Here is a 15117-nt window from a genome sequence, read left to right as displayed (position 1 = left end):
TGCGCGCAACGGTTAACACCGCCGTTTCAGCGACCCGTGGTGCGGGGGGTGAGGACCTTGGGTTTGCTGGGAAATGCCGTGTCGGTATGACGTCGGTATCACGTCGGTATTTGGTCGGTGCGCGTGTCGGCATTCGGGTGATGAACAGGGCGGACGGTGTGGTTTGTGAGCGAAGCGCGAACGCTGCGCACGGTCCGGCCCGAGGGGATGTGTGATCGCTGGTGCAGGGCAGCTGCGGCGGTTGACGCTACCCGGTGTCGCGCCCGGTGCCGACGCGGTCGCCCGTAGGTTCCGCTTCGGTGGTGTGGCGGGACCGGTCGGGGGAGGGCGGGAGCCCCCTCACCTCCATCGAGGAGGATCGGGGGCTTGCCCGGCCCCTGGCCGGGCGGGACCCTGCTGCCTAGCGCGGTGCCGCGGCGACGATGGCTTCTTCGTTGCCATGGATCACCCCTGCTTCGGGGTTGTCGAAGATGGCCATGTCGGCCTTGCCTTCGCTCTTGGCCACGATGGTTGTCACGACCGCATCACCGGTGATGTTCACGGCGGTCCGGATCATGTCCATCAGGCGGTCCACCCCGAGGATGATCGCAATGCCCTCGATCGGCAGGCCCACCTGGGTGAGCACCATGGTCAGCATCACCAGACCCACGCCGGGCACGCCCGCGGTGCCGATGGAGGCGAGGATGGCCATGCCGATGACAGTGATATAGCCGCCGAGGCCCAGCTCGATCCCGTAGACATTGGCCAGGAACACCGTGGCCACGCCCTGCATGATGGCGGTACCGTCCATGTTGATGGTTGCACCGAAGGGGATGCAGAAGGAGGCAACCCCTTTATCGACGCCCACACGCTCGGTCACCGTGCGGTAGGTGACGGGGATGGTGGCGTTGGAGCTGGCGGTGGAGAAGGCAAAGATCTGTGCCGGGCGCATCTTGGCCATGAAGGTGACCGGGTTCAGCCCGCTGAGCAGTTTCAGCAAGATCGACAGGGTGCCGAACATATGCAGAAAGAGCGCCAGCACCAGGGTGATCACATAACCCAGCACCGGCAGGAAGAGGCCGATGCCCTGTTCCGCGAAGGTCTTTGCGATCAGGGCAAAGACACCGTAGGGGGCGAAGGCCATGACGAGGCCGACGACCTTCATCATCAGGTTGTTCATGTAGGTACAGCCCTCGATGAAGGATTTGGACGCATCGCCCAGCATCAGGATCGCGACACCCAGCATCACCGTGTAGAAGATCACCTGCAGCATCTCGCCGTTGGCGAAGGCGGCGATGGGGTTGGTTGGCACGATGTTGGCGAAGACCTGCCAGACGGACGGTGCCTCGCGTCCCGTGACGCCGGATGTGTCGATGCCTTCCATCTGAAAGCCCGTGCCGGGGCCGATGAGGCTGGCGAGGATGATCGCCATGCCGATGGCGCAGGCGGTGGTGAAGAGATAGAGCGCGAAGGATTTCCCGCCGACACGGCCCAGCACGCGGATGTCCCCGATGCCCGTGACCCCGCAGATGAGCGAGAAGAACACCAGCGGCACCACCAGCATCTTGAGCGCGTTGACGAACATCGTGCCCACCATGGCAAAGAAGCCGCCGACGATATGGGTATCGATGAAATCCGATTGGAGTGTATTGAAAATGAGGCCGGTGACGATCCCGGCCCCCATGGCGATCATGATCTTGGTGGTCAGCGACATGCCGCCCCCCGACCGTGTCAGTGTTGCGTCAGACATGTTGTCCCCCTGTTTTTCTAGCATCGAGTGTAACAGGGGCGTGAATTAAATCAATTTTAACTCCAGTGCGCGCTTCGTACAGCGGGGCCGTGACCACAAATGCGGCAGAAAATGCGGGTCAGAGCCCGGTTCGTCGCGCTTTGGCGGAGACGCGCTGAAGGGCTGAGCCGATCCTTTGCAACCAAGACAAGAATGAGCCACACATCACGCGCGATGGTTTCCTTGATCTCTACCGAACGCGTCGTTGCAACCTCGAAAACCTCAGCAACGGAGGGACGGATTGTCTGGTCTCCGGTCAAGTCGCTCTGGCTTTTTGCTCATGTAGGTCTCGGGTTTATAGCCATTTTTTGGTTTCCTCAGATTGACGCGTTTTTGCTGTTCGTGGGTTTGACCGCGATGACCGTATGCGCCGGTCACTCAGTTGGCATGCACAGGCTGCTCATTCACCGGAGTTTCCAGACCCACACGTTTCTGGAGTACTTTATGGTGTGGTTGGGAACGCTGGTCGGCATGGCCGGACCTATTGGGATGATCAAGGCGCATGATATGAGGGACTGGCACCAGCGTCAGCGTGTCTGCCCTCCTCATCCGGCGCATGGAGCGTCGTTCTGGAAGGATGCCTGGTGGCAGTTGTGTTGCACGTTCGAGTTGGTCTCTCCGCCAACGTTCATTGTCGAAGAGAGGGTGCGAGAAGATCTGTTCTACATCTGGCTTGAAAGAACCTGGATGCTGCAACAGATCCCTGTGGCCTGTCTTTTGTTTGTTTTGGGCGGATGGTCTTGGGTGCTTTGGGGGTGCTCGCTTCGGATCGCGGTGTCGTTGATTGGCCATTGGATGGTGGGTCATTATGCCCATCGGGCTGGACATCAGGGCTGGGTCGTCAAAGGCTTGCCAGTGCAGGGATACAATTTGCGATACCTTGGTCTCTTGACGTTTGGAGAGAACTGGCACTGCAATCACCACGCGTTTCCTCATTCCGCTAAGCTTGGCGTTGAAAAAGGACAGCTTGATCTGGGGTTCGCGCTTATTCAGTTTTTGCAGAGGTATCGACTGGTATGGGAGGTGAAAACGCCTGCTTCGGAGCCCACCAGAGAGGGGCTTGCGCGGGCCTGAATGTTGGTTTGCGCGCGTTTTCGCCAATGCTGCATGGGTCGGTGAGCGCGCTGTATTGCCTGTCGCGTTGGGGGTCGCTAGGCAAAGCGCCATGACCAAGAGAAACGCCATTTACATCGGGCTTTTGCTTTTCATCGCTGCTGGCGTGATCATCGACTGGGTGGTGTGGCAAGGCCCGCCGGCGCAGTTCACCTGGAACGATGTGATGCAGCTGTTCGGCATTATCATTCTCGTACGGCTTTGGCAGAATGCAGATGCCGCGGAGATTGGGCACGTCCAAAACTTGGCTAGTCGGCTTTTGACCATTTTGTTTATGCCTGTGGGAACAGCCGTTTACTTCTTCAGATCGCGCGGGTGGCGTTCGGCAGCCGCGGGTTTCGTGCTGTTCTGGCTCGGGATCGTTTGCGTTGTGATTGCAACGGATCAGCTCTTTCTCGCGCTGGCTTAGCCACTTGACGTCTCTTGCGTTAGGAGGAAGCAGGCCTCACGCTCGGCGCACGGTTTGTACGTTTGATGCGCTTTGAGGCTGGCTTGCGCGCTCTCTCAGACCAACCGGCTGATCTCTTTCGCGGCGCGGATGAAATCCTTGAAGAGCGGGTGGGGGTCGAAGGGTTTGGATTTCAGCTCGGGGTGGAACTGCACGCCGATGAACCACGGGTGGTCGGACCATTCGACGATCTCCGGCAGTTTGCCGTCGGGCGACATGCCGGAAAAGCACAGGCCTGCCGCCTCCAGTTGCTCGCGGTACTTGATGTCGACCTCGTAGCGGTGGCGGTGGCGTTCGTCGATGGCGGTCGTGCCGTAGACATCTGCCACCTTGGAGCCACCGGTGAGCACCGCATCGTAGCTGCCCAGGCGCATGGTGCCACCCTTGTCGTCCTCGACCTTGCGGCTGACTTTGGCGTTGCCCTGCACCCATTCCTTGAGGTGGTAGACCACCGGCTCGAACCGTTTCTTGCCAGCCTCGTGGTCGAACTCCTCCGAGCCCGCGGATTTGATGTCGGCCACGTTGCGCGCAGCCTCGATCACCGCCATCTGCATGCCCAGACAGATCCCCAGATAGGGGACCTTGTGCTCGCGGGCGTATTGCGCCGCCTTGATCTTGCCCTCAGTGCCGCGCTCGCCAAAGCCGCCGGGCACGAGGATGGCGTGGTAGCCTTCCAGATGGGGAGCCACATCCTGCGTGTCGAAAATCTCCGCATCCACCCATTCCACCCGCACCTTCACGCGGTTGGCCATGCCGCCGTGGGTCAGCGCCTCGGCGATGGATTTATAGGCGTCCTCGAGCTGCGTGTACTTGCCGACGATGGCGACGCGCACCTCGCCTTCGGGGTTGTGCACGCGGTCCGACACATCGTTCCACACGGTCAGATCGGGGCGCGGGGCAGGGGAGATCTGGAAGGCGTCGAGCACCGCCTGATCGAGCCCCTGGGCGTGGTATGCCAGCGGCGCGTCGTAGATCGTGGGCAGATCGTAGGCGGCCACCACGGCCTCCTTCCGCACGTTGCAAAAGAGCGCGATCTTTTCGCGTTCTTTCTCCGGAATGGGCTGTTCGGAGCGGCAGACGAGGATGTCAGGCGCGATGCCGATGCTCTGCAGCTCCTTGACGGAGTGCTGGGTAGGCTTGGTTTTCAGCTCACCGGAGGCGGCGAGATAGGGCAGCAGCGTCAGGTGCATGAAGATGCACTGGCCGCGGGGCTTGTCGTGGCTGTACTGGCGGATCGCCTCGAAGAACGGCAGCCCTTCGATGTCGCCCACGGTGCCGCCGATCTCGCAGAGCATGAAATCGACCTCATCCCCGCCGATGTCGAGGAAGGATTTGATCTCGTTCGTGACATGGGGGACGACCTGGATGGTCTTGCCGAGATAGTCGCCGCGGCGCTCCTTCTCCAGCACGGTGGAGTAGATCCGGCCCGACGAGACGGAATCGGTGCTGCGGGCGGGCACGCCGGTGAAGCGTTCGTAATGGCCCAGATCGAGGTCGGTTTCCGCACCATCGTCGGTGACGAAGACCTCGCCGTGCTCAAAGGGCGACATGGTGCCGGGATCGACGTTGAGATAGGGGTCCAGCTTGCGCAGCCGCACCGAGAAGCCGCGCGCCTGCAACAGCGCACCGAGTGCCGCGGACGCCAGCCCCTTGCCCAGCGAGGAGACCACACCACCGGTGATGAAAATATAACGTGCCATGTTGTGCGCTCCCGTGCATCCGAGCGGTGATAAGGGCGTTCCTTAACGCCCTTGGAAAGGCCACTCCACGGGACTTAAGGCTAACAGGATTCGGATGAGGATGGCAAGGTGCCGCCGCAAGATGATGCGGCTATCCGCGTGCCATCCTCAAGAAGTTGTGGCGCTCGCGCCATCGTGGCCAGAGGGCCGCTGGACAAACTCAGTCGACAGGTACCAGCGGTGCATCATCGCCCGCACCGGGCGGCAGCAGCAGATCGCCCTCCGGTATCGCGGGTGTGTCGGACTGGTTCAGCGCCGGAGGTGTGACGCCCAGCCGGTCCACCACCGAGGAGCCCGAGGCGTTCTCGGCGGCAAAGATTGTCAGGGTGATCGAGGTGCAGATAAAGGCAATGGCCAGCAGCCAGGTGAATTTGCCCAGGGCGGTCGCGGCCGAGCGGCCCGACATGGCGCCGCCGCCACCGCCGCCCATGCCGAGCCCACCGCCTTCGGAGCGCTGCAGCAGCACCACGGCAATCAGGCTCAGGGCCAGGATGAGGTGGACAATCAGGACGACGTTTTCCATGAAGGACCTTGCACTGGTTCGGTTCGTTCCCGGCGTATCTAGGCAAGTTTCCCCCGGCCCGCAAGGGAGGATCGGGGCGCGGGCGGTGCGTCGGTGGCCGGACTGGACAAACCGCGACCCAGCCCGCAAGGATAGGCCATGCCACATGATGACCCAGACCACCCGCATGAGCTGCTGCCGCCCGATCCCGCACTGCGCGTGAAGGCGCTGGAAACGCTGCTGACCACCAAGGGGCTGGTCGATCCCGTCGCGCTCGACGTGATCATCGACATCTACGAGACCAAGATAGGGCCGCGCAATGGCGCCCATGTGGTGGCGCGCGCCTGGTCTGATCGGGGGTTTCGCGCGGCGCTGCTGGAGGATGCCACGGCGGTTGTCACGCAGATGGGGTACTACGGTCGGCAGGGCGAGCATATGGTGGCGGTGGAGAACACCCCGGAGCAGCACAACATGGTCGTCTGTACCCTGTGCAGCTGCTATCCTTGGCCGCTGCTGGGGATCCCGCCTGCGTGGTATAAATCCGACGCCTACCGCGCGCGCGCCGTGCGGGAGCCGCGGGCGGTGCTGGCGGAGTTCGGCGTGCACCTGCCCGAGCAAACCGCCGTGCGGGTCTGGGATTCCACCGCCGAGGTGCGCTATCTGGTGATCCCGCGGCGGCCCGAAGGGACGGACGGGATGAGCGAGGCGGCGCTGCAGGATCTGGTGACGCGCGACAGCATGATCGGGACCGGGCTGGCGCTGGCCCCCGGTGCGCCTGCGTGAGCCGGGTGCATGACATGGGCGGGCGCTACGGCGACGGGCCCGTGATCCCCGAGCCCGAGCATCACAAGTTCGATGCCGACTGGCACCGGCGGGCGCTGGCGCTGACACTGGCCATGGGCGCCCATGGGGCGTGGAACCTCGACACCTCGCGCCATGCGCGCGAGAGCCTGGCGCCCCAGGATTACGCGCGGTTTTCCTACTACGAGAAGTGGATGGCGGGGCTCGCCGATCTGCTGGTGGCCAAGGGGCTGGTGAGTGCCGGGGAGCTGGCGGGCGAGACGCCCGCACAGCAACCGCTGGCCGAGCGGACGCTGAGGGCAGAGCAGGTGGCAGCGGTGCTGGCGCGGGGCGGTCCGGCGGACCGGCCGAGCGAGGTGGCGCCGCAGTTTGTGCCGGGCGACCGGGTGCGCACGCGGGCGCGCGCCGCGAATGCGACCGTTGACGGCGGGCACACGCGCCTGCCCACCTATGCGGCGGGGGCCGAGGGGCGGATCATCCGCTGTCACGGATGTCACGTGTTGCCCGACAGCGCAGCCCACGGGTTGGGGGATGCGGCAGAGCCGCTCTATGCGGTGGTGTTTCAAGCGTCAGAGCTCTGGAGCCATCCCGAACATCCGCGCGACGAGGTGGTGCTCGATCTGTGGCAGAGCTACCTGGCGCCCGCATGAGCCGGTCATGAGCACGCCCGAGCCTGTCTTTACCGCGCCCTGGCATGCGCAGGTCTTTGCCATGACGGTGCATCTGAATGAAACGGGGCAGCTTGACTGGCCCGACTGGGCCGCGCGGTTCGGGGCCACGCTGCGGCGGCACGGGATGGACCGGGATCTCGACGGGGGGGATGACTACTTTGCCGCTTGGGTCGAGACGCTGGAGGCGTTGCTGGCAGAGCGCGCGGTCGTCACCCCGCGCGACGTCAAGCGGCTTCAAGCCGCTTGGGCGCGGGCGTATCTGGAGACGCCCCACGGGGCGCCGGTGCGCTTGCGGGAGCGTGACATCCCCGCGGAGCCTTGAGGACCCGGCCATGACGTGAAAGTGGCTTGCGGCCCTGGGAAGCGGCCAGAGGCGGCGATGGTGCCGTGCCCGGGGTTTTTGCGCTTTCGCCGCCTGTCGCGCCTCGGTATACGGGCGCGGGTTTGACCACACCGAAAAGGGACCAGCCATGGCAAATGTAGTCGTCGTCGGCGCGCAATGGGGCGATGAGGGAAAAGGCAAGATCGTGGACTGGCTGAGCGAGCGCGCCGATGTGATCGCGCGGTTTCAGGGCGGGCATAACGCGGGCCACACGCTGGTCATTGACGGCAAGGTCTACAAGCTGAACGCGCTGCCCTCGGGGGTGGTCCGGGGCGGCAAGCTGTCGGTCATTGGCAATGGGGTGGTGCTCGACCCCTGGCATCTGCTGAAGGAGATCGAGACGATCCGCGAACAGGGGGTGGAGATCACGCCCGAGACGCTGATGATCGCGGAGAATACGCCGCTGATCCTGCCCATCCACGGGGAGCTCGACCGGGCGCGCGAGGAGGCGGCAAGCTCCGGCACCAAGATCGGCACCACGGGGCGCGGCATTGGTCCGGCGTATGAGGATAAGGTGGGCCGCCGCTCGGTGCGGGTGGCAGATCTGGCCGACCCCGCGACACTGGAGGCGCGCGTTGATCGCGCGTTGCAGCATCACGATCCGTTGCGTCGCGGTCTGGGCATCGAGCCCGTGAGCCGCGACGCGCTGCTGGCGCAGCTACGCGAGGTGGCGCCGGGCATCCTGCAGTATGCAGCACCGGTCTGGAAAGTGCTGGGAGAGAAGCGCAAGGCGGGCAAGCGGATCCTCTTTGAGGGCGCGCAGGGGGCGCTCCTCGATATTGATTTCGGCACCTATCCTTTTGTGACGTCCTCGAACGTGATCGCGGGGCAGGCGGCCACGGGTGTCGGCATGGGGCCCGGGTCGGTGAACTACGTGCTGGGCATCGTGAAGGCCTACACCACCCGTGTGGGGGAGGGGCCGTTTCCGACGGAGCTGGAGGATGCGAACGGCCAGCGGCTGGGCGAGCGGGGGCATGAGTTTGGCACGGTCACGGGGCGCAAGCGACGTTGTGGGTGGTTCGACGCGGTGCTCGTGCGCCAGACCTGCGCGACCTCCGGTGTCACGGGCATCGCGCTGACCAAGCTCGATGTGCTCGACGGGTTCGACACGCTGCGGATTTGCGTGGGCTATGATCTCGATGGTCAGAAGATGGAGTACCTGCCCACCGCTGCCGATCATCAGGCGCGCTGCACCCCTATCTACGAGGAGATGCCGGGCTGGTCTGAATCCACCGAGGGCGCGCGCAGCTGGGCCGAGCTTCCAGCCAATGCCATCAAATACGTGCGCCGGGTGGAGGAGTTGATCCAATGTCCCGTTGCCCTACTCTCTACCTCTCCTGAACGGGAGGACACCATTCTGGTGACGGATCCGTTCGTCGACTGAGAGATGCCATGCCCCTGAGCCACAAAGCCCGCCGCCGCTGGTCCCTGGTGATCCTGATCTTCGGGATACCGGTCTACATCATCGCCGCGGTGAGTGTGATCAACCTCTTTGAGCGCCCCTCGCTGCTGGTGGAAGCGCTGGTCTATCTGGTGCTGGGCGTGCTCTGGGCGTTTCCGCTGAAGTTCATCTTTCGCGGGGTGGGGCAGGCGGACCCCAACGAGGCGGGACCCGACAACTAGCGCGAACATAGGTAGGCGCGGGTGGTGGACCGGTGATGTCGGTAGAAGGTCCCGGGTACTGAACTTGGAGGCGTGATCGCCTGTTTCATACCTGTCCGGCCGAGCCCCCTTTTTCATTGAGCCTCTGGCGACGCCTCGCGTCTACGGTGGCCTTCGCACCGGCGGAACGGGCCCGATGCAACGTCGGTACTCGCACAACTCGTGCGACGGACTGTCACGCCGCCGGGAAATCGCTGCCGGGGCACCCGTTCCTGCCCTTATGATTGACGGGCCCCGCGCGCGCTTGCGGCAGATATGGGCGGGGGAAGGGCGCATCGTGCTGTGGCGTGTCATGCGCGTGTTTCTGCGGATTGCGGGGGGTACCGCGCGATCAGAAAGACCGAGGGGTGACATATCCCTGTAATGTGATCATGCTCCAAGTGTCTGATGTCATTGAGGAGATGAACCCATGCCCTTTGCGCTTGACCGTCGCAGCTTTCTTTCCGGCACCGCCGGGTTTATCGCCTTGCACCCTTTCTCCGCCCGGGCAGCAGCCAATCAGGCGCATCTGCGCATCATGGAGACGACGGATCTGCATGTTCACGTGTTCCCCTATGACTATTACGCCGACAAACCGCGCGATACCGTGGGACTGGCCCGGACTGCCGCGTTGATACAGGCGGTCCGGGACGAGGCGGCAAATGCGCTGCTCATCGACAATGGTGATTTCCTGCAAGGCAACCCGATGGGGGATTACATCGCCTACGAGCGCGGCATGAAGGACGGCGATACCCACCCGGTCATTCAGGCGATGAATACGCTGGGGTTCGATGCCTCGACGCTGGGCAATCATGAATTCAACTATGGTCTGGATTTCCTGATGAAATCGCTGGCCGGTGCGGATTTTCCCGTGGTGAACGCCAATGTCGCGCTGGAGCTTGGCAGCGATCCGACCCGGGACAAGACGCTGGTTCCGCCATATGTCATCCTGGAGCATAAGGTGACCGACGGGGCCGGGACGGAGCATCCGATCAAGGTGGGGCTGATCGGGTTTGCGCCGCCACAGGTGATGACCTGGGACCGCCGCCACCTCGAAGGCAAGGTGCAGGCGCGCGACATTCTGGAGACCGCCAAAGCCTATATTCCGCAAATGAAAGAGCGGGGCGCGGACATCATCGTGGTGCTCTCCCATTCGGGCATCGGGGCGGCGGATGCCAGCGACGGCATGGAGAACGCGGCGATCCCACTGGCTGGTCTTGACGGTGTCGATGCCATTCTGACGGGTCACAGCCATCTCGTATTCCCCTCGCCGGACTATGCCGGTTTCGCCGGGGCCGATGTGACGGCCGGCACGCTGATGGGCACGCCCGCCACGATGGGCGGGTTCTGGGGCAGCCATATGGGTCTGATCGATCTGCTGGTTGAAAAGGATGGCGCGGAGTGGCGTGTGGTGTCGGCCATGTCGGAGGCCCGTCCGATTTCGCAGCGCAATGACGACCGCTCCATCACGCCGCTGGTGGAGAGTGACGCCGAGGTTCTGGCCTCTGTCGGGGTGGAGCATGAGGAGACGTTGACCTATGTCCGGCGCGCCGTCGGTAAGACCGATGCGCCTCTGCACAGCTATTTTGCGCTGGTGGCGGATGATCCATCTGTCCAGATCGTCTCCATCGCGCAGCTTTGGTACATCGCTCAGATGTTGAAGGGGACCGACCACGAGGGCCTTCCCATTCTGTCAGCGGCTGCCCCGTTCAAGGCGGGGGGCAGAGGGGGCCCTGAGTATTTCACGGATGTGCCTGCAGGGGATGTGGCGATCAAGAACGTCTCTGATCTCTACCTCTATCCCAATACTGCCCGGGCGGTGCGGGTGACGGGCCAGCAGGTCAAGGACTGGCTGGAACGCTCCGCGGGGATTTTCAATCAGGTGACCCCCGGTGCGCAGGATGTGGTGCTGCTGAACCCGGAGTTCCCGAGCTACAATTTTGACGTGATCGACGGGGTGACCTATCAGATCGATCTGTCGCAGCCGTCGAAGTATGATCCCAAGGGCGTGCTTGTGGAGGCAGGGGCCAACCGCATCGTCAATCTGATGTACGATGGTGCGCCGCTCGACATGGCTGCCGAGTTCATCATCGCCACCAACAACTACCGCGCGGGCGGCGGCGGCGACTTTCCGGGTGCCAGTGGCGAAACCACGGTTTTCGAGGGTCCCGACACCAACCGTGATGTGATCGTCCGCTACATCGTGGAGAAGGGCACGATCAGCCCCCGTGCGGATGGCAACTGGTCGTTTGCACCGCTGCCGGGCACGACGGTCCTCTTTGATACAGGTCCGGCGGCCACGGCCTATCTTGATCAGGTGGATCTGACGATTGAAGAGGCGGGCGACGGTCCGGACGGCTTTGCGCGCTTCCGGATCAGGCTGTAGTGGGCCTAACATCATGCCCCTGCGGGAGGGGTGTCAGCGCCAGGGACGAACTGAAAACCGGTGGTTCTGGCCGAAAGTCCGACTGGTGGTGATTGCTCTGAGGGGGGCAGGTTTCCGTTGCAGCGGCGGTTTCTAAAGGCAGCAGGCCGGATTTGCATCCGACCTGCTCGCTGGTGTGAGCGGCTTTCAAGGGGCGCCGCTGGGTCCTGGCGTTGTGAACCCATCGGCCCTCGGCGTGGTTGCCTTGGCGTCAGGACACCTTGAGGTCATGTCCCGGAGTGGACGTGGACGCCGCATCGGGCAACATCTCGGTCTTGGTCACCCCCTCCTTGGAGGGCTCCGAAGCATCCATGACATCGTTGGCCACCCCTGAGAGGCCGTTTTCCAGGCTGATGCCAAGCTCTTTGCCCAGAGCCTGCATCGCCGGCATCTGCAAGGCCATGCCGAGCACGGAATCAAGCGCCTGATTGACCGGCGTGCCGCCGTTGGGGCCAGCGCCTGCACCACCGGTCGCGCCCATGCCCGTCACCTGATGGATCTTGATCGAGTCGATCTTTTCGGCTGGCTTGACCATTTCCGCAATGATCGCAGGCATCGCTTCGAGCTGGGCTAGGCGCACTTTCATTGCCACAATCTCGGCACTCAGTTCGTTCTCCGAGTTGGCAATCGCCGTCTGACCTTCGGCTGTTGCCAGCAGGTCGGTCTTTTTCGCTTCGGCCCTTACCGTCACCGCGCTGGCATCCGCCTGTGCTTCTTCCAGCTTGGCCGCGGCCCGGTCGCTGGCGGCCTCCTTCTCGGCTTTCGCGGCAAGACGGATCGCCGTCGCCTGACGTTCGGCCTCTTTCTGCGCTTCGATCAGGGCGATCTGCTTGACGCGCTCTGCTTCGGCCACGGCGCGGGCCGTTTCAATCGCCTCGGATGCTTTCTTGGCCTCGGCACGGGCATTGTCGGCAGAGGCGCGCGCCTGGCTCTCCTCTTCGGATTTGCGTGCCACGATGATCTGGCGCTCCTGATCGGCGACCTCAAGCTCGCGCTCTTTCTCGATCTCCGCCTCGCGAATCGCGCGCTCCCGCGCAATCTCCGCGGCCCGCACGGCCTTTTCACGCTCGATCCGCGCCTCATCCTTGGCCCGATCCGAGGATTCCTGATTGCGCGCGATCTGCGCCTCCTGCTGTGCCTGCAGGGTCTGGATTTCCTCAATCTGCTTGATCTCTGCCTGTTTCTGCTCGCGCTCGATCTGGTACTTGCGCTTTTCGGCTTCCATCTCGGACTGTGCGACCGAAACGTCCGCCTCCGCCGTGATCTCGGCCCGCTGCTTGCGCGAGGTGGCGATGACCGCGGCGAGCTTTTGCATGCCGACCGCGTTGAAGGCGTTGTTTTCATCGAGCGAGTCAAACGGTGTCTGGTCGAGTGCGGTGAGCGACACCGCCTCCAGTTCAAGCCCGTTTTTCAACAGATCTTCGGAGATCGCGTTCTGCACCTCCTGAACGAAGCTCGCCCGGTTCTCATGCAGCTCATCCATGGTCATCTGGGCCGCCACGGCGCGCAGGCCATCGACAAGCTTGCCCTCAATCATCTCGCGCAATTGCTCCACGTGGAAGGTTCTGTCGCCCAGCGTCTGCGCCGCGCGGGAGATACCGTCTTCGGTGGCATTGACCGATACGTAAAACTCAACCCCCACATCCACACGCATCCTGTCCTTGGTGATCAGCGACTGCTCGTTCACACGCGCAACCTCCAGACGCAGCGTCTTCATGTTGACCTTGGAGATCTCGTGGAGGAACGGCACAACGACGGTGCCGCCGTCCATGATCACCTTGCGCCCGCCGGATCCGGTTTTCACCAGAGAGGTTTCGCGCGTCGCGCGTTTGTAGAGGCGGGCCATGATCAGGCCGATGAAGACGAGAAGGCCAACGATGATCGCGGCGATGGTGAGGATTGGGGTAAACTGCATGTAGAACTCCTAGGTGGTTGATAATGAGAGATGCGGGCAGGGTCAGATCACGAAGAACTTGTCGCCACGCTTGCGGATCAGGGTCACATCGCTGCCCTGTGAAAAGGTTTCGTCGTCATGCAGCGGCTCGACCCGCATGTAATGGATGTTGCCGTGCCGGTCCTTTATCTTGACCTCAGCCGGTTTGCCACGGGCGGCGGTGCCTTGGGTCACCGTGCCCTGACGGCCACCCAGATGGCGGGTGCGCATGGCGGTGGTTTCCGTCTTTGGCATGATCAGCGCGACCCAGTTTGCGACGACGCGGGTCACGAAAAGGGCCGGTACGACCGCGATGATGGCCGCAATGAGCCCGGGCAAGGGGCTGGCAAGGATGCTCACTGCGATGGACTGCAGGATCAGGCCGAAGAGGCCAAACATCGTCAGGAAGGATACGAGCCAGATGAGAAAGGGGACGTCTCGCGCGCCGATCCACGTGAAGATGCCCGACGTTCCGGCACTGCCGGTTTCCAGCTGGGGCGCTGCATCGTCCAGGCCGAGACCATCTGCGCCTTCTACGGAAAAGTCGAAATCAGCGTCCAGATCCAGATCGACATCGGGGGCATCGCTGCCGATACCGAGAAGTGAGCCGCCCAGCAACGCCGTCAGAAGCTCCAGAACGAAGAGCCCCGCAACAATTGCGAGAGATACAGCAAAAACAAACGCTTCAGGCATTAAAAAAATCGTGAGCATAGATCTCCTTTCTATCATTATATATGATCAATACACAATAATGTTAGCTATTTATATTAACTATGTTTGATTTTTTCTAATATATATGTAAATTTAGTGGTGACGTAGCGTGTTTTCGCTTTCTTCGGTGCTGGGAGGCAGATGCCAGATTTTATCAAGAGACGGCGCTTGGCCCGCATGATTGACAGAACCGCCGCTCAGGTGGCGGATGTGGAATGGCCCGAGAGAGGCTGGATCGGTTCGGTGCGGCAGGCCCTGGGGATGTCCGCCGAGCAGGTTGCAAAGCGCAAAGGCGTCAGCCGCAATGCCGTCTATCAGGCGGAGCGGAGTGAGCTGGACGGCGGTGTGTCGATCAAACAGATGCAGCATCTTGCGGCGGCGATGGGGGGGCGGTTTGTCTACGCCATCGTGCTGGACGCCCGTATTGAGGACATGCTGTACCAACAGGCACTTCGAAAGGCCAAGCGTCTTGTGTTGGAGGAACGCGATCTCTCTTCCTGGTCACCCGACGAACGACAGGACTGGATTGAGGACAAGGCGGCAGAGCTCTTGCATAACTTTCCGGCCGACTTTTGGGAGGATGGCACCGTTTCGGAGCAGTGCCGAACGACTGAAACGTCCCTGTGATAGGGTCAGTATCGTTAAAGACGTCCAGCAGTAGGCCTAGCTTGTGTGGAGGGCTGAGCGGTGACACTGCGGCTGGTCCATCCGCCTGCCAACGACAGCTCGAAGTTCATCCTGCCCTCTAGTCTGTCAGCGTCTGTTTCTGAGCTTTTGGCCCCGGGGTGCGGCACTGTTCTCTCCGAACTGATTGGTTCACGACGGGATTGGCTGAGTGTGGGTGGCAAGGTGAAACCGCAATTGGCTGGTTCGGCTGTTGTGACAGAATTCTCGCCGTGTTTCACGCCTTCCCTCGGATCTCTCGGAAGGAAGCGCTGATTGAGGTGCTCTGGCTCCTTGCGGTCTCCGTCAGGTCGCTTGGA

The 15117-nt window shown here is 62.6% G+C and carries 14 protein-coding genes; 9 read left to right on the top strand and 5 right to left on the bottom strand.

The window, feature by feature from the left end; translation table 11 throughout:
• Nucleotides 1-400: 400 nt before the first annotated feature.
• Entirely contained in the window at nucleotides 401-1729 is a 1329-nt protein-coding gene (locus Q1A53_RS03285; RefSeq protein WP_299962877.1) for a dicarboxylate/amino acid:cation symporter, read from the bottom strand.
• A 192-nt stretch (nucleotides 1730-1921) separates the two neighbouring features.
• Here Q1A53_RS03285 and Q1A53_RS03280 point away from each other — a divergent pair, with 192 nt between their 5' ends.
• Together Q1A53_RS03280 and Q1A53_RS03275 are read left to right on the top strand one after the other, a co-directional pair.
• Nucleotides 1922-2842 (top strand): acyl-CoA desaturase, encoded by a 921-nt coding sequence (locus tag Q1A53_RS03280; protein ID WP_299962875.1) that lies wholly within the window; start codon nucleotides 1922-1924, stop codon nucleotides 2840-2842.
• A 91-nt stretch (nucleotides 2843-2933) separates the two neighbouring features.
• The gene (locus tag Q1A53_RS03275) at nucleotides 2934-3290 is read left to right on the top strand and encodes a hypothetical protein (protein ID WP_299962873.1); all 357 of its coding nucleotides are present in this window, start codon (nucleotides 2934-2936) and stop codon (nucleotides 3288-3290) included.
• A gap of 95 nt (nucleotides 3291-3385) precedes the next feature.
• On the opposite strand, the gene Q1A53_RS03270 is transcribed toward Q1A53_RS03275, so the two are convergent.
• Both Q1A53_RS03270 and secG read right to left on the bottom strand, forming a co-directional pair.
• The gene (locus tag Q1A53_RS03270) at nucleotides 3386-5029 is read right to left on the bottom strand and encodes a CTP synthase (RefSeq protein ID WP_299962871.1); all 1644 of its coding nucleotides are present in this window, start codon (nucleotides 5027-5029) and stop codon (nucleotides 3386-3388) included.
• A gap of 199 nt (nucleotides 5030-5228) precedes the next feature.
• Nucleotides 5229-5591: a preprotein translocase subunit SecG gene (gene secG, locus Q1A53_RS03265; RefSeq protein ID WP_299962869.1), complete on the bottom strand. Its 363-nt coding sequence runs from the start codon at nucleotides 5589-5591 to the stop codon at nucleotides 5229-5231.
• A gap of 138 nt (nucleotides 5592-5729) precedes the next feature.
• On the opposite strand from secG, the gene nthA reads away from it, so the two are divergent.
• The 6 genes from nthA (at nucleotide 5730) to Q1A53_RS03235 (ending at nucleotide 11451) form a co-directional block, all read left to right on the top strand.
• Nucleotides 5730-6353, top strand: a complete 624-nt coding sequence (gene nthA / locus Q1A53_RS03260) for a nitrile hydratase subunit alpha (protein WP_299962867.1) — start codon at nucleotides 5730-5732, stop codon at nucleotides 6351-6353.
• Complete coding sequence (nthB, locus tag Q1A53_RS03255; protein WP_299962865.1) at nucleotides 6350-7021, top strand: nitrile hydratase subunit beta; 672 nt, start codon at nucleotides 6350-6352, stop codon at nucleotides 7019-7021. Before nthA ends, nthB begins: the two co-directional genes overlap by 4 nt.
• 7 nt (nucleotides 7022-7028) lie before the next feature.
• Nucleotides 7029-7364 (top strand): nitrile hydratase accessory protein, encoded by a 336-nt coding sequence (locus Q1A53_RS03250; RefSeq protein WP_299962863.1) that lies wholly within the window; start codon nucleotides 7029-7031, stop codon nucleotides 7362-7364.
• 148 nt (nucleotides 7365-7512) lie between these two features.
• Nucleotides 7513-8808, top strand: a complete 1296-nt coding sequence (locus Q1A53_RS03245) for an adenylosuccinate synthase (protein WP_299962861.1) — start codon at nucleotides 7513-7515, stop codon at nucleotides 8806-8808.
• Nucleotides 8809-8816: 8 nt separating this feature from the next.
• Nucleotides 8817-9047: a DUF2842 domain-containing protein gene (locus tag Q1A53_RS03240; RefSeq protein ID WP_299962859.1), complete on the top strand. Its 231-nt coding sequence runs from the start codon at nucleotides 8817-8819 to the stop codon at nucleotides 9045-9047.
• A gap of 448 nt (nucleotides 9048-9495) precedes the next feature.
• Entirely contained in the window at nucleotides 9496-11451 is a 1956-nt protein-coding gene (locus tag Q1A53_RS03235; RefSeq protein ID WP_299962857.1) for a bifunctional 2',3'-cyclic-nucleotide 2'-phosphodiesterase/3'-nucleotidase, read from the top strand.
• Between the two features lie 250 nt (nucleotides 11452-11701).
• Here Q1A53_RS03235 and Q1A53_RS03230 read toward each other — a convergent pair whose 3' ends face one another.
• Together Q1A53_RS03230 and Q1A53_RS03225 are read right to left on the bottom strand one after the other, a co-directional pair.
• Complete coding sequence (locus Q1A53_RS03230) at nucleotides 11702-13405, bottom strand: flotillin domain-containing protein (RefSeq protein WP_299962855.1); 1704 nt, start codon at nucleotides 13403-13405, stop codon at nucleotides 11702-11704.
• A 42-nt stretch (nucleotides 13406-13447) separates the two neighbouring features.
• Nucleotides 13448-14116 (bottom strand): YqiJ family protein, encoded by a 669-nt coding sequence (locus tag Q1A53_RS03225; protein WP_299962853.1) that lies wholly within the window; start codon nucleotides 14114-14116, stop codon nucleotides 13448-13450.
• A 195-nt stretch (nucleotides 14117-14311) separates the two neighbouring features.
• Between Q1A53_RS03225 and Q1A53_RS03220 the strand changes: the two genes are divergently transcribed.
• Complete coding sequence (locus Q1A53_RS03220; RefSeq protein WP_299962851.1) at nucleotides 14312-14761, top strand: helix-turn-helix domain-containing protein; 450 nt, start codon at nucleotides 14312-14314, stop codon at nucleotides 14759-14761.
• Nucleotides 14762-15117 lie beyond the last annotated feature (356 nt).

Origin of the sequence: uncultured Roseobacter sp. (assembly GCF_947496515.1) — a bacterium.
GTDB lineage: Bacteria > Pseudomonadota > Alphaproteobacteria > Rhodobacterales > Rhodobacteraceae > Roseobacter.
This window is presented reverse-complemented; position numbering and strand designations above follow the sequence as displayed.

Excerpts from the sequence above, each read along its gene's own strand:
- Q1A53_RS03285 (WP_299962877.1), bottom strand. The coding sequence starts at position 1,729 with ATGTCTGACGCAACACTGACACGGTCGGGGGGCGGCATGTCGCTGACC.
- Q1A53_RS03280 (WP_299962875.1), top strand. The coding sequence starts at position 1,922 with ATGAGCCACACATCACGCGCGATGGTTTCCTTGATCTCTACCGAACGC.
- Q1A53_RS03275 (WP_299962873.1), top strand. The coding sequence starts at position 2,934 with ATGACCAAGAGAAACGCCATTTACATCGGGCTTTTGCTTTTCATCGCT.
- Q1A53_RS03270 (WP_299962871.1), bottom strand. The coding sequence starts at position 5,029 with ATGGCACGTTATATTTTCATCACCGGTGGTGTGGTCTCCTCGCTGGGC.
- secG (WP_299962869.1), bottom strand. The coding sequence starts at position 5,591 with ATGGAAAACGTCGTCCTGATTGTCCACCTCATCCTGGCCCTGAGCCTG.
- nthA (WP_299962867.1), top strand. The coding sequence starts at position 5,730 with ATGCCACATGATGACCCAGACCACCCGCATGAGCTGCTGCCGCCCGAT.
- Q1A53_RS03250 (WP_299962863.1), top strand. The coding sequence starts at position 7,029 with ATGAGCACGCCCGAGCCTGTCTTTACCGCGCCCTGGCATGCGCAGGTC.
- Q1A53_RS03245 (WP_299962861.1), top strand. The coding sequence starts at position 7,513 with ATGGCAAATGTAGTCGTCGTCGGCGCGCAATGGGGCGATGAGGGAAAA.
- Q1A53_RS03240 (WP_299962859.1), top strand. The coding sequence starts at position 8,817 with ATGCCCCTGAGCCACAAAGCCCGCCGCCGCTGGTCCCTGGTGATCCTG.
- Q1A53_RS03235 (WP_299962857.1), top strand. The coding sequence starts at position 9,496 with ATGCCCTTTGCGCTTGACCGTCGCAGCTTTCTTTCCGGCACCGCCGGG.
- Q1A53_RS03230 (WP_299962855.1), bottom strand. The coding sequence starts at position 13,405 with ATGCAGTTTACCCCAATCCTCACCATCGCCGCGATCATCGTTGGCCTT.
- Q1A53_RS03225 (WP_299962853.1), bottom strand. The coding sequence starts at position 14,116 with ATGCCTGAAGCGTTTGTTTTTGCTGTATCTCTCGCAATTGTTGCGGGG.
- Q1A53_RS03220 (WP_299962851.1), top strand. The coding sequence starts at position 14,312 with ATGATTGACAGAACCGCCGCTCAGGTGGCGGATGTGGAATGGCCCGAG.